Below are 12,010 nucleotides of genomic sequence, written 5' to 3'. Positions count from 1 at the left end.
CATCAGCTCCACAGACATTGCCGCATATGCGCCGCACCGGGCATGCCGATGCCGTAGACTGCGCGCACTTCCAGGTGACCTGCGGCATGGCCGGCAGGTTGAAACGGGAAGCCGGTGACGCGTGAACCCACGCCATGCCGGCGCTGCCCCCGCAACGGTAAGCACGTCAGTTCCAGGCAGTACCGCCACTGTGCCAACAGCATGGGAAGGCGCCTGGACGGTGGCCTCGCGCCGCCTGGCGGCAAGCCCGGAGACCGGCCCGGAAGCCTCAGGTCGCGATGCGGTGGGCATGGCGCTGGATGTCCGCAGCACTGCCTGCGGCATCGGCGCTTGCCTGCCTCCGCGGCTCCTCCCCTTCGCCACGCGGGCGTGCGTGGCACCTGGAGTCCCCCGATGAAGCTGCAGTCCCGATTGCTTTCCCTGGCCGTATTGGCCGCCCTGCCCGCGTTGGCCCAGGCCGATGATGGCGCCCGCGCGCTCGATCCCATCCTGGTCACGGCCACCCGCACCCCCATCGCCCTGCAGGACAGCATCGCGCCTGCGCAGGTGATCGACCGGACGCAGATCGAGTCCAGCCAGGCCACTTCGCTGCAGGACCTGCTGCGTGGCCGCGCCGGCATCAACCTCACCAACGCCGGCGGCCTGGGCAAGCAGAGCTCGCTGTTCCTGCGCGGCACCAACTCCGGCCACACGGTGGTGCTGGTCGACGGCGTGCGCATCAACAGCGCCGATCTCGGCCTGGCGATGATCCAGGACCTGCCGCTGGCGCAGATCGAACGCGTGGAGATCGTGCGCGGCCCGCAGTCCAGCCTGTATGGCGCCGACGCCATCGGCGGTGTGATCCAGATCTTCACCCGCCGCAACCAGGGCGACTTCGCGCCATATCTGCAGCTGGGCGGTGGCAGCAATGGCCTGCGTGAGGCCAGCGGCGGCATCGGTGGCAGCAGCGAACGCGGCTGGTTCGGCGCCGACATCGCCTACCAGCATTCCGATGGCATCGATGCCTGCCGGGGCTCGGCCACGCTGTTCACCGGCTGCTTCGCCGACGAACCCGACCGCGACGGCTACCGCAATCTCTCCAAGAGCCTGCGCGGCGGCTACAACTTCAACGAGCAGTGGACGGTGGAGGGCAGCGCGCTGCGCGCCGACGGCCAGAACCACTACGACGGCTACTACAACTACTCCGAGACGCGCCAGCAGGTACTGTCCGGCAAGGTCCGCTACACGCCGGCCGAACGGCTGGTGCTGACCGCCAACGTCGGTCGCAGTGACAACGAATCGGACAACGTCGGCGCGGACGGCGTGCATGGCAGCGCGCAGACGCATCGTGACAGCGCGTCGCTGCAGGGCGACTTCGGCGTGGCCGAAGGCCAGCTGCTGAGTGCCGGTGTGGACTGGAGTGAGGACAACCTGGACGGCAGCAGTGCCGGCTATCGTGTCGACAGCCGTCGCAACACCGGTGTGTTCGTGCAGTACCAGGGGCGCTTCGGCCGGCACCAGTTGCAGGCCAGCGCGCGCAACGACGACAACGAGCAGTTCGGCAACCATGCCACCGGCAGCATCGGCTGGGCGATGGAGCTGGATCACGGCCTGCGCATCAACGCCAGCTACGGCACGGCCTTCAAGGCACCCACCTTCAGCGACCTGTATGACCCGTGGAGCGGCGTGCCGACGCTGCATCCTGAGAAGTCGAAGAGCGCCAACCTGGGCATTTCGCAGCAGGGCCAGGGCTGGCGCTGGGGCCTGGATGTGTACGAGACCCGCATCGATGACCTGATCACCTACGATGCAGCCACCTTCAGGATGCAGCAGGTGGAGAAGGCGCGCATCCGCGGTGCCGAACTGACCGGCGGCGTCGTGCTGGCCGGCTTCGACATCGCTGCACAGCTGAGCTACACCGACCCGCGCAACCGCACGAACGGCAGCAGCCAGTTCGACAACTGGCTGCCGCGCCGTGCACAGCAGACGGCACGGCTGGATGTGGATCGCCGCTTCGGCGCATTCCGTGCCGGCCTGACCGTACAGGGTGCGGGCAAGCGCTATGACGATGCCGCCAACACGGTGAAGGTCGGCGGCTATGGCACGTTGGATCTGCGCGCCGAGTACGCGCTCACGCCATCGTGGTCGCTGCTGGCCCGGGCAACCAATGTGTTCGACCGCAGGTACGAGACCGTGGCGTGGTTCAACCAGCCGGGCCGCGAGTATCAGCTGAGCGTGCGCTACCAGCCGAAATGAGCAGGCGCGCCGGGCGCAGGCCCGGCGCTATACCGGGATGCGCGCGGCCAGGCCCGGCAGTTCGCGCAGATCGTCGATCACCGCCACCGCAGCTGCGGTGGCCAGGTCCAGGCCACGCGGGTAGCCGTAGCGCACCAGCGCGATCGGCATTCCCGCGTCTTCCGCCGCGCGGTAGTCGGTCAACGAATCACCCACCATCAGGCATGCATTCACCGGCAAGCCGAAGTGTGCCGCGATGTGCCGCAGTGGTTCACCGCTGGGCTTGCGCTGTGGCAGCGAATCGCCGCCCAGCACCAGCGCGAACGCATCGCCGATGCCCAGATGCTGCAGCAGCGGCGGCACCAGCGCTGCAGGCTTGTTGGTGCAGATGGCCAGCGGCACAGCACGTTCCCGCAGCTGCGCCAGTGCTTCGGCCACACCGTCGAACAGGCGTGGGCTGCGCAGCAGGCACTCACGGTAATGCACCATGAACACCGGCATGACCTCGGCCAGATCGACCTGCCGCCCTGCGGCATGCACGGCCTGCTCGACCAACCGGCGGACACCGTCGCCAATCCAGCCCAGCACGGTGGCTTCCGGCACACGGGCCAGGCCGATGTCCTCCAGCGTGCGGTTCAGGGCTTCGGCGATATCGGCGGCGCTGTCGACCAGCGTGCCATCGAGGTCGAATACGACCAGCGGGTAGGGATACGACACGCAACGCACCTGTACGACGTGGGGCCGCTCATTGTATGCCGTGTGCGCATCGCACCGGGATGTCATGCAGGTTCCACACGCGCCGGTCGCCAGTCCAGATCCTGGAAGGCCGGGCTGGCGAAACACTCGCCCAGGAAGTCGAGGAACCGCCGCATGATCGCCGACTGCTGGCGACGCGATGCGTACACCGCATGAATGCCCAGCTCGTCCAGGGTATACGCCGGCAGCAGTTCCACCAGCTCGCCACTGCGCAGCAACGGCGCCACCTGGTAGGTGGGCAGCATCGCAATGCCGGCGCTGGCGCGAACGGCTTCCAGCAGCAATGACGCTTCGTTGGCGCTGATGTTGCCGCCCACCGCCACCGACTGCGAACGTCCGTCGCGGTGCAGGTGCCACAGGCTCTTGCCCACGTAGTGATGGGTCAGGCAGTTGTGTGCGGCCAGATGTTCCGGGGCGGTCGGCGTGCCGCGCACCTCCAGGTAACCGGGCGTGGCGCACAGCACCGAGCGGCATGTGGCCAGCCGCCGCGCGATCAGGCTGGGGTCGATCTGCCGGGCGATGCGTACCGCCAGATCCACCCGCTCCTCGACCAGATTCACCGTGCGATCGACCAGCAGCAGTTCGATGCGCGCCGCCGGATGACGCTTGACGAAGTCGGCGACGGCGCGCGCCAGATGGCTCTGCCCGAACGAGACGCTGGCGGTCACCCGCAGCGTGCCATGCGGTTCGGGATCGTCGCTGGCCAGTTCGCCCTGCAGCGCCTCGCCGATCTCCAGCATCTGCCGGAAGCGCGCCAGCGCCGCCTCCCCCGGGCCGGTCAGGCTGACCCGGCGCGTGGTCCGGTGCAGCAGGCGCGCCCCCAGCCAGGCCTCCACCTCGGCGAGGTAACGGGTGACCATCGCCCGCGACATGTCCAGCACCTCAGCGGCGGCCGTGAGGCTGCCGCGCTCGGCCACCTCGATGAATACGGTCATGGCGGTCAGTCGATCCATCTGCTCGATCCATGCAACAAACAAGCGCGTTATACGCTGTTTTTCGGACAATTACAGCGTCCTACAGTGGCCCCGTCGTCTTCCCCTCCCCTTGCTTATGGAGTTCGCCATGAAAATCGCCCTCGTCGGTGCCACCGGCAACATCGGCCGCCAGATCGCGCGCCACGCGCTGGCCGCCGGCCACGAATTGACCCTGATCGTGCGCAGCACGCAGGACCTGCCGGCGGAGCTGGCCGGTGCCCATCCGGTGATCGCCGCGCTGGATGATCCCGACGCGCTGGCCGCGGCCATCGCCGGCCACGACGTGCTGGCCAGCGCCTACGGGCCACGTCCGGGCGATGACATCAGCCGCGTCGGCGAAGTGGCCGGACAGCTGGCAGCCGCGGCACGCAAGGCCGGGGTGCCGCGCCTGGTCGTGGTCGGCGGTGCCGGCAGCCTGGAAGTGGCACCGGGTGTCCAGCTGGTCGATACGCCGGACTTCCCGGAGGCGTACAAGCCTTATGCCCTGGCCCACCGCGAAGCACTCAAGCGCCTGCAGGCGGTAGACGACCTCGACTGGACGTTCTTCTCGCCGGCCGCGGAAATCGGACCGGGCGAAGAGCGTGGCCAGTACCGCGTGCAGGCCAAGGCCTTCCTCGCCGACGCCAGCGGCCACAGCCGCATCAGCTACGCCGACTATGGCGCTGCCTTCGTGGCGGAACTGGAGGCGCATGCCTACCCGAAGCAGATCATCACTGCGGCGTACTGATCGACCTACATGCCGGGCATGGCCCGGCGCTGCGCAAGGAGTTCCGCATGCGTTCCGTTGCCCTGCTGCTTCCGCTTGCACTGGTCACCAGCTTCGCCAGCGCCCCGCTGCTGGCCGCGCCGGCTGCCCCGGCGCCGGCCACGGCGGCGAAATCACAGTTGCACCTGCAGTACTTCCATCCTGGCCCGCAGGCGATGTTCTCCGTGTCATCGGTGCTGATCGAAGGCCGCCACGATGCGATCCTGGTCGACGCGCAGTTCGCGGCCAGCGACGCGCGCAGGCTCGTCGAGCTGATCCGTGCCAGCGGCAAGCAGCTGACCACGATCTACATCAGCCATGGCGATCCGGATTACTACTTCGGCCTGGCCACGCTGCAGGACGCCTTCCCGCACGCACGCATCGTCGCCACTGCGCAGACCGTGGCCCACATCCAGCAGACCCACGCCGGCAAGCGTGCCTACTGGGGCCCGAAGATGGGGGCCGACGCACCGGCGCGCATCGTTGTGCCGCAGGTGCTGGAGGGCGACGCGCTGCTGCTGGAAGGGCAGCGCCTGCCCTTGATCGGACTCGATGGCCCTACGCCGGACCGCAGCGTGCTGTGGGTGCCTTCACTGCGCGCGATCGTCGGTGGCATCCCCGTGGTCGCCGGCGAGCATGTGTGGATGGCCGACACGCAGACCCCGAAGTCGCATGCCGACTGGCTGCAGACCCTGCAGCGACTGCAGGCACTGAAGCCGCAGGTGGTGGTACCGGGCCATTACGCGCAAGGGGCGGCGCTGGACGCCAGCGCACTGCGCTTCACCGCCGGGTACATCCGTGCGTTCGATGCGGAAGCGGCCAAAGCGAAGGACAGCCAGGCGCTGGTGAAGGCGATGCAGGCGCGTTACCCGCGGCTGGAGGGCGTGGAGTCGCTGCAGCTGAGCGCGAAGGTGGCCAAGGGCGAAATGCAGTGGCCGTGAGGCAGGACCGCGGTCAGGGGCGGTGCGGATCGTTCGACGCCTGCTCGAACAGCTCCCCCTGCACCACCGGTTCCTTGTCGCGGAAACCGCCCAGGCCGACACCCACCAGGCGATAGCGCGTGTCGGCCGGCAGGTCCACGCGCGCGCGCAGCGCCAGCGCGGCATCGCGCAGCTCCTCCATCGATTCCGGCGGGCGGTCCGGGGTGAAGCTGCGGGTAAGGATGCGGAACTGCGCCGTCTTCAGCTTCAGCACCACGGTGTGGCCCACGCGTTCCGTCCGGCGCGTGGCGTTCCAGGTTTTCTCTGCCAGCTGCACAATGGCCTCGCCCAGGTCTTCAAGCAGCAGGTCCTCGGCAAAGGTGTCCTCGGAAGAGATCGACTGCACCGGCTGGTCCGGCTCCACCGGCCGTTCATCGACGCCGCGTGCACGGTTGTAGAGGCTGCGGCCGAAGCTGCCGAACGCGTCCTCCAGATCCGCCAGCGCCCATTGCCGCAGGTCACCGCAGGTGATGATGCCGCGCGCCGTCAGTTTGCCTTCCATCACCTTGCCCACGCCGGGCACGCGGCTGACCGGCAGCGGCGCCAGGAATGCGTCCACCCGTTGCGGTGGAATAACGAACTGGCCGTCGGGCTTGCGCCAGTCCGAGGCGATCTTGGCCAGGAACTTGTTCGGCGCGATGCCCGCTGAAGCGGTCAGCTGGGTCTCGTCGCGGATCTGTGCGCGGATCGTGCGTGCGATCTCGGTTGCCAGCTCGATGCCACTTTTCGGCTCGGTCACGTCCAGATAGGCCTCATCCAGCGACAGCGGCTCGACCAGGTCGGTATGGCGCAGGAAAATCTCGCGCACCTGGCGCGACACGGCCTTGTAACGCGCGAAGTCCGGCGGCACGAAGATCGCGTCCGGGCACAGGCGCTCGGCACGCATCGCCGGCATCGCCGAACGCACGCCGAACACGCGCGCTTCGTAGGACGCCGCGCATACCACCGAGCGCGCACCGCGCCACGCTACCACCACCGGCCTGCCGCGCAGTGAGGGATCGTCGCGCTGCTCCACCGACGCGTAGAAGGCGTCCATGTCGACGTGGATGATCTTGCGCAGTCGGGTCATGTCAGGTGTACGGGGCGGGTTCGGCGTGGGTGGGCCACACGCCGAGGTATGGTCGTTGCACATCAACAGGATGCGCGTATTCCATTGAAAACACTACGGTTGCGTACGGTTGAAATGTTTGATCGGCAGCGCTTCCAAGGGCATTCTCGAGCACTTGTATCCCTGTTCGTCGCTTCCAGGATTGCGTTTCATGACTCGTCTCCACGCGTTCAACCGCGACCAGCTGCTGGCCAGCGCACGCGGTGAACTGTTCGGCGCCGCCGCCGGCCGTCTGCCCAACGACCCGATGCTGATGTTCGACCGCATCACCGACATCCGCGAGGACGGCGGCCCGCATGGCAAGGGCATGGTACGCGCCGAACTGGATATCCGCCCGGACCTGTGGTTCTTCGGCTGCCACTTCATCGGCGACCCGGTGATGCCCGGCTGCCTGGGCCTGGATGCGATGTGGCAGCTGACCGGCTTCTACCTGACCTGGCTGGGTGCTCCCGGCAAGGGCCGCGCCCTGGGCTGCGGCGAGGTCAAGTTCACCGGCCAGGTACTGCCGGACGCCAAGCGCGTGCGCTACGAGATCGACATCACGCGCGTCATCAACCGCAAGCTGGTGATGGCCCAGTCCGACGCCCGCATGTATGTGGACGATCGCGAGATCTACAACGCTCGCGACCTGCGCGTGGGCCTGTTCACTGAAACCGGGAGCTTCTGATGCGTCGTGTCGTCATCACCGGCATGGGCATCACGTCCTGCCTCGGCAATGATCTGGATACCGTCTCTTCCGCACTGCGCGAGGGGCGTGCCGGCATCACCGCATTGGCCGACCACGCCGAAGCGGGCCTGCGCAGCCAGATCGGCGGCCGTGTCGACCTCGACCTGGACGCCCTGATCGACCGCAAGCAGAAGCGCTTCATGAGCGATGCAGCAGCGTTCGCCTACATCGCCATGCGCGATGCCATCGCCGATGCCGGGCTGGACGAGGCGCAGGTCAGTGGCCTGCGCACCGGCCTGATCGCCGGCTCCGGCGGCGGCTCCAGCGAGTGGCAGATCGGCGCGGTCGATCTGCTGCGTGCACGTGGCGTGCGCAAGGTCGGCCCGTACATGGTGCCGCGCACGATGTGCTCCACCGTGTCGGCGTGCCTGGCCACCGCGTTCCAGATCAAGGGCGTGAGCTACTCGCTGTCGGCGGCCTGCGCGACGTCGGCGCACTGCATCGGCGCCGCCGCGGACATGATCCGGCACGGCGCGCAGGACATCATGTTCGCCGGCGGTGGTGAAGACCTGCACTGGTCGATGAGCGTGATGTTCGATGCGATGGGCGCGCTGTCGACCAGTTTCAACGACACCCCGGCCAACGCGTCGCGCCCCTACGACAAGGACCGCGACGGCTTCGTCATCGCCGGTGGTGGCGGCATGCTGGTGCTGGAAGACTACGATCATGCGGTTGCGCGCGGCGCACGCATTTATGCCGAGCTGATCGGTTATGGCGTGACATCCGATGGTGCGGACATGGTGGCACCGTCCGGCGAGGGCGCGGTGCGCTGCATGAAGATGGCACTGCAGAACGTGGACCGCCCGCTGGACTACCTCAACACGCACGGTACCTCGACCCCGCTGGGCGATGTCACCGAACTCAACGCGATCCGCGAGGTGTTCGGCGAGGCCGTGCCGCCGCTGTCCTCGACCAAGGCGCTGTCCGGCCATTCGCTGGGCGCGGCCAGCGTGCACGAAGCCATCTACTGCCTGCTGATGATGCGCGATGGCTTTGTTGCCGGCTCGGCCAACATCAGCGAGCTGGACCCGGCGGTGGAAGGCTTCCCGATCCTGCGCGAAAGCCGCGCACAGGTGCTGGACACGGTGATGTCCAACAGTTTCGGCTTCGGCGGCACCAACGCGGCCCTGGTGTTCGGCCGGGTCTGATCGCCGGCCATTGGCCTGCACGGTCGCCGGGCATGCCCCGGCGCTACCGCGTAGTCGGCAGCACCGCCTCTGGTAGCGCCGGGCCATGCCCGGCGCAAAGGCAGCGCGCGCCTACGCCAAGCGCGGCAGCAGCGGCAGCAGCAGGGCGTGCGCGTCGCGCAGCGAGCCGACGATGCGATGGCCGAGCGCGCGCAGTTCCTCATCGGGATGCACCAGGTCCGGCACCTGGATCACGGTCATGCCTGCGGCCAACGCCGCACGGGTCCCCGCAGGTGAGTCCTCCAGCGCCAGGCAGCGCTCCGGCGCCTGCCCCAGCCGCTGTGCGGCCAGCAGGTAGATGTCCGGCGCCGGCTTCGGCCGCGCCACGTCGCCACTGGTGATCACTGCATCGAAGTACGGCAGCAGACCGGCAGCGCCCAGCTTGCGGTTGGCCCGCGGCTGACGCGTGGTGGTCGCCACCGCACGCGGAATCGCATGCGCCTTCAGCAGTTCCAGCAGCTCCAGGATGCCCGGCCGCAGAGGCAGGCCGGTCTGCGTGCGTTGCTCATACAGATCATGGCAGCGCAGCGCCATCGCCTCGATCACACTGTCCTCCACGCCCTGCTGGCGCAGCAGCGATTGGCTGTCGCGATCGCCAAGGCCGACCATGCGCACGAAGAAGGATGCATCCAGCGGCAGGCCGAACGCTTCGGCAGCCTCACTCCAGCAGGCGATGGACACCCGCTCGCTGTCGATCATCAGGCCGTCCATGTCGAAGATGACGGCGTCGGGAAGAAACGGCAGCGCAGCGATGACAGTCATGGAGCGAACAGCGTATCCAGGTCGGTGGAGGTCAGCAGCCGCCATTGCCCCTCGGCCAGCCCCTCCAGGTCCAGGCCACCGACGCGGCTGCGGTGCAGTGCCTGCACATGGTTGCCGGTAGCGGCGAACATGCGGCGCACCTGATGGTAGCGGCCTTCATGCAGTACCAGGCGCGCCTTGCGTGGACCCAGCACCTCCAGTTCAGCCGGCAGCAGGGCGGTCTTCTCCGACTCCAGCATCAGCGTGCCGCTGGCGAACAGGGCCACTTCGTCGCCGCGCAGGTCTTGGGCCAGCTCCACCTCGTAGACCTTGGGCAGTTTCGACTTCGGCGAGATGATCCGGTGCAGCAGGCCGCCATCGTCGGTCAGCAGCAGCAGGCCGCTGGTGTCGCGGTCCAGCCGGCCGACCGTGGACAGCACCGGGTCGCGGTCGCGGAAACGCGGCGGCAGCAGATCGTAGATCAGGCGGCCGGTGTCCTTGGTCGAGCAGGTGTAGCCGGCCGGCTTGTGCAGCGCGATCGAAAGCCCCGGCGGCGGATCCAGCGGCTCGCCGTCGACCCGCACGGCCTCGTGCGGCACCTGGTCGTCGGCATACAGCACCTCGCCGTCGGCGTCGGTGATACGGCCTTCGCGGAACATCCACTGCACCTGCTTGCGGCTGCCATAGCCCAGGTTGGCGATGTGCTTGACCAGCTTCATCGGCCCTTCCCCTTTACCGCTTCGACCAGCTTGAACCCGTCACGCTCGGCGACCACGCGCACCGCGCCGAAGCTGTCGTTGAGCGTGTGTTCGTACGGCAGGTGGCGGTTGGCCACCACATACAGGCGACCACCCGGGCGCAGCGCCTGCGCCGCCACGGCGATGAAGCGCTGGCCGATATCCGGCCGGTCCGCGCGCGACGGGGTATGGAACGGCGGATTGCTGATGATGACGTCGTACCCCGGCTCGATGCCGGCGGTGACGTCCCGCCACAGGAAGCGCAGCGGCAGCGGGCGCGGCGGTGGTGCAAGATTCAGCTCGGCCAGTGCCAGGGCCCGCTGCTCGGCTTCGTACAGATCCAGCGCGGTGATCTTCGGGCAACGCTCCAGCAGCTCTCGCGACAGGTAGCCGTAGCCGGCCCCGAGGTCGGCCGCGCGTCCGGCCAGATCGGCCGGCAGGTGCTCGGCCAGCAGCGCCGAAGCCGGGTCGATGCGGTCCCAGGCGAACACGCCCGGGCGGCTGAGGAAGCGGCCACCCACGATCGGCCGCACCGCATCCAGCGCGCTCCAGCGCTTGGCCAGGTCAGCATCGTACTGACCCTGCAGTGGCGCGGTCCAGTACACCCGGCAATGGTTCTTGGTCAGGCTGCCGCCGAGGCCGGCCAGCTGCTTGAGGTCGCCTTCGCCGGAGCGCGCGCCCTCGTTGTTGGACTGGCAGGCGACGATGCGGCCCCCTTCTGCGGCCAATGCCAGGGCACGGGCGAACAGCGCGCGGGCCTCCTCGCGCTGGCGCGGCGGCAGCACCAGCACCAGCGGGTAGCGGCCCCGGCCCGCGACATCGTCAAGCTGGCCGCTGACGGTCCAGCCGGCGGCCTGCTGCAGGGGCTGCGCGAACGGCGCAAAACTCTGCTCGCAGTGCACCTCGCGCCCGCCGGCCTGCTCACGCAGTGGCCAGCCGTCGCGGGCACGCAGGAACGCAACCGGCCCATCCGGCCAGCGCAGCGCGCCCTGGGAGAACGGCAGGAACAGGGTCTGCAGGGGGGCGTCGTCGCTGGCGGCCATCGGCGCGGTTACTTGAAGCGTGAGGGCCGTCCATTGTACCGGCTCGCGCGGTCCGGCCCGGCAGGCCACTTTGCGAAACTTCAACGGGGCATTGATGCCCCAGCAACATCGGACCCTTCAGGGTAGAGGTCCCCCGAGACTTCCAGCAGGAGAATCCGCATGCGTGCCTTGTTCGTCGGTGGCGTGGTCGACAACAGCGAAATGGACCTGGAAGGCAGCCATCCTCCCGTTCACTACCCCGAGGACACCGGCGGTGGACATTCACGCTACCGGCTGCACCAGGTCGGCCACGGCGCCGATGGCAGCGTGGCATACGCGGTATACGGCGCACCGGACCTGGCCGACGACGAGGTGGCGCGGGTGGCGGAGGAGCGCGCCTATGCCCGGCGGTTCGAGGCAACCCCGACGGTGTTCGAGCACTGACGTGCCAGTCGCGCCCGAGCCGAGGCCCGGGCGTGCGGACCGCAGCCGGGCGTGAGCCCGGCCCCCTGCCGGATCATGTCGTTCTGGGTGGCAGCTGGCGGATGCTGGCGATCTCGTCGAGCCAGACGTGATGCTGCTGCACCGGCGTGTCGTAGTCGTCCAGGCGCAGCTGGCCGTTGCTGCCTTCATCGCCGGCGTCGTTGCGGTACTGCTGCACCGTTGGGCGCACGGCGACCGTGCCCAGCAGGCGGCGGCCATCGAGCAGAGTCAGTTCGACCTGCGTTTCGCCGTCGAGCTGCGGCAGCAGGGCCTCCAGGCGCGCGATCTGGGCCGGGTCGGTATGGATGCGTGGAGCAATACGGGACATCGGAGAAC

The 12,010-nt window shown here is 68.4% G+C and carries 13 protein-coding genes and 1 riboswitch; of the genes, 6 read left to right on the top strand and 7 right to left on the bottom strand.

Annotation, left to right across the window (positions count from 1 at the left end):
* The first annotated feature begins 55 nt into the window (after positions 1-55).
* Positions 56-277, top strand: a riboswitch (cobalamin riboswitch).
* A 116-nt stretch (positions 278-393) separates the two neighbouring features.
* Entirely contained in the window at positions 394-2,235 is a 1,842-nt protein-coding gene (btuB, locus tag ACVOMM_RS03175) for a TonB-dependent vitamin B12 receptor (RefSeq protein WP_481525874.1), read from the top strand.
* Between the two features lie 27 nt (positions 2,236-2,262).
* On the opposite strand, the gene gph is transcribed toward btuB, so the two are convergent.
* The gene (gph, locus tag ACVOMM_RS03170; RefSeq protein WP_481525873.1) at positions 2,263-2,931 is read right to left on the bottom strand and encodes a phosphoglycolate phosphatase; all 669 of its coding nucleotides are present in this window, start codon (positions 2,929-2,931) and stop codon (positions 2,263-2,265) included.
* A gap of 62 nt (positions 2,932-2,993) precedes the next feature.
* Positions 2,994-3,923 (bottom strand): LysR family transcriptional regulator, encoded by a 930-nt coding sequence (locus tag ACVOMM_RS03165; protein WP_065175376.1) that lies wholly within the window; start codon positions 3,921-3,923, stop codon positions 2,994-2,996.
* Between the two features lie 109 nt (positions 3,924-4,032).
* Between ACVOMM_RS03165 and ACVOMM_RS03160 the strand changes: the two genes are divergently transcribed.
* The gene (locus ACVOMM_RS03160) at positions 4,033-4,671 is read left to right on the top strand and encodes an NAD(P)-dependent oxidoreductase (protein WP_065175377.1); all 639 of its coding nucleotides are present in this window, start codon (positions 4,033-4,035) and stop codon (positions 4,669-4,671) included.
* Between the two features lie 47 nt (positions 4,672-4,718).
* The gene (locus ACVOMM_RS03155) at positions 4,719-5,630 is read left to right on the top strand and encodes an MBL fold metallo-hydrolase (RefSeq protein WP_111186587.1); all 912 of its coding nucleotides are present in this window, start codon (positions 4,719-4,721) and stop codon (positions 5,628-5,630) included.
* Between the two features lie 13 nt (positions 5,631-5,643).
* Here ACVOMM_RS03155 and dinB read toward each other — a convergent pair whose 3' ends face one another.
* Positions 5,644-6,738 (bottom strand): DNA polymerase IV, encoded by a 1,095-nt coding sequence (gene dinB / locus ACVOMM_RS03150; protein WP_053518266.1) that lies wholly within the window; start codon positions 6,736-6,738, stop codon positions 5,644-5,646.
* Positions 6,739-6,928: 190 nt separating this feature from the next.
* Between dinB and fabA the strand changes: the two genes are divergently transcribed.
* Positions 6,929-7,444, top strand: coding sequence for a 3-hydroxyacyl-[acyl-carrier-protein] dehydratase FabA (fabA, locus tag ACVOMM_RS03145; RefSeq protein WP_053518264.1), 516 nt, complete (start codon positions 6,929-6,931; stop codon positions 7,442-7,444).
* The gene (gene fabB, locus ACVOMM_RS03140; RefSeq protein WP_164150991.1) at positions 7,444-8,652 is read left to right on the top strand and encodes a beta-ketoacyl-ACP synthase I; all 1,209 of its coding nucleotides are present in this window, start codon (positions 7,444-7,446) and stop codon (positions 8,650-8,652) included. Before fabA ends, fabB begins: the two co-directional genes overlap by 1 nt.
* A gap of 111 nt (positions 8,653-8,763) precedes the next feature.
* Here the strand turns inward: fabB and ACVOMM_RS03135 are convergent, their stop codons facing one another.
* From ACVOMM_RS03135 to ACVOMM_RS03125, 3 genes are read right to left on the bottom strand one after another with little or no spacing between them, the layout of a single operon-like run.
* Positions 8,764-9,453 carry an HAD family hydrolase gene (locus ACVOMM_RS03135; RefSeq protein ID WP_065175381.1) on the bottom strand — a complete coding sequence of 230 codons (690 nt, stop codon included), beginning with the start codon at positions 9,451-9,453 and terminating at the stop codon, positions 8,764-8,766.
* Positions 9,450-10,151 (bottom strand): pseudouridine synthase, encoded by a 702-nt coding sequence (locus tag ACVOMM_RS03130; protein WP_065175382.1) that lies wholly within the window; start codon positions 10,149-10,151, stop codon positions 9,450-9,452. The genes ACVOMM_RS03135 and ACVOMM_RS03130 overlap by 4 nt, the downstream gene beginning before the upstream one ends.
* The gene (locus ACVOMM_RS03125; protein WP_481525872.1) at positions 10,148-11,212 is read right to left on the bottom strand and encodes a class I SAM-dependent methyltransferase; all 1,065 of its coding nucleotides are present in this window, start codon (positions 11,210-11,212) and stop codon (positions 10,148-10,150) included. The genes ACVOMM_RS03130 and ACVOMM_RS03125 overlap by 4 nt, the downstream gene beginning before the upstream one ends.
* Before the next feature lie 159 nt (positions 11,213-11,371).
* Between ACVOMM_RS03125 and ACVOMM_RS03120 the strand changes: the two genes are divergently transcribed.
* Positions 11,372-11,635, top strand: a complete 264-nt coding sequence (locus ACVOMM_RS03120; RefSeq protein ID WP_053518254.1) for a hypothetical protein — start codon at positions 11,372-11,374, stop codon at positions 11,633-11,635.
* A 73-nt stretch (positions 11,636-11,708) separates the two neighbouring features.
* Here the strand turns inward: ACVOMM_RS03120 and ACVOMM_RS03115 are convergent, their stop codons facing one another.
* Positions 11,709-12,002 (bottom strand): DUF3247 family protein, encoded by a 294-nt coding sequence (locus tag ACVOMM_RS03115; RefSeq protein WP_053518253.1) that lies wholly within the window; start codon positions 12,000-12,002, stop codon positions 11,709-11,711.
* Positions 12,003-12,010: the final 8 nt, after the last annotated feature.

Source organism: Stenotrophomonas sp. STEN009, assembly GCF_056760395.1.
Note: the sequence above shows the minus strand (reverse complement) of the source record. Positions and strands in the feature narration are given on the sequence as shown.

Coding starts and splice junctions, on each gene's coding strand:
- btuB (WP_481525874.1), top strand. CDS start 394: ATGAAGCTGCAGTCCCGATTGCTTTCCCTGGCCGTATTGGCCGCCCTG.
- ACVOMM_RS03165 (WP_065175376.1), bottom strand. CDS start 3,923: ATGGATCGACTGACCGCCATGACCGTATTCATCGAGGTGGCCGAGCGC.
- ACVOMM_RS03160 (WP_065175377.1), top strand. CDS start 4,033: ATGAAAATCGCCCTCGTCGGTGCCACCGGCAACATCGGCCGCCAGATC.
- ACVOMM_RS03155 (WP_111186587.1), top strand. CDS start 4,719: ATGCGTTCCGTTGCCCTGCTGCTTCCGCTTGCACTGGTCACCAGCTTC.
- dinB (WP_053518266.1), bottom strand. CDS start 6,738: ATGACCCGACTGCGCAAGATCATCCACGTCGACATGGACGCCTTCTAC.
- fabA (WP_053518264.1), top strand. CDS start 6,929: ATGACTCGTCTCCACGCGTTCAACCGCGACCAGCTGCTGGCCAGCGCA.
- fabB (WP_164150991.1), top strand. CDS start 7,444: ATGCGTCGTGTCGTCATCACCGGCATGGGCATCACGTCCTGCCTCGGC.
- ACVOMM_RS03135 (WP_065175381.1), bottom strand. CDS start 9,453: ATGACTGTCATCGCTGCGCTGCCGTTTCTTCCCGACGCCGTCATCTTC.
- ACVOMM_RS03130 (WP_065175382.1), bottom strand. CDS start 10,151: ATGAAGCTGGTCAAGCACATCGCCAACCTGGGCTATGGCAGCCGCAAG.
- ACVOMM_RS03125 (WP_481525872.1), bottom strand. CDS start 11,212: ATGGCCGCCAGCGACGACGCCCCCCTGCAGACCCTGTTCCTGCCGTTC.
- ACVOMM_RS03120 (WP_053518254.1), top strand. CDS start 11,372: ATGCGTGCCTTGTTCGTCGGTGGCGTGGTCGACAACAGCGAAATGGAC.
- ACVOMM_RS03115 (WP_053518253.1), bottom strand. CDS start 12,002: ATGTCCCGTATTGCTCCACGCATCCATACCGACCCGGCCCAGATCGCG.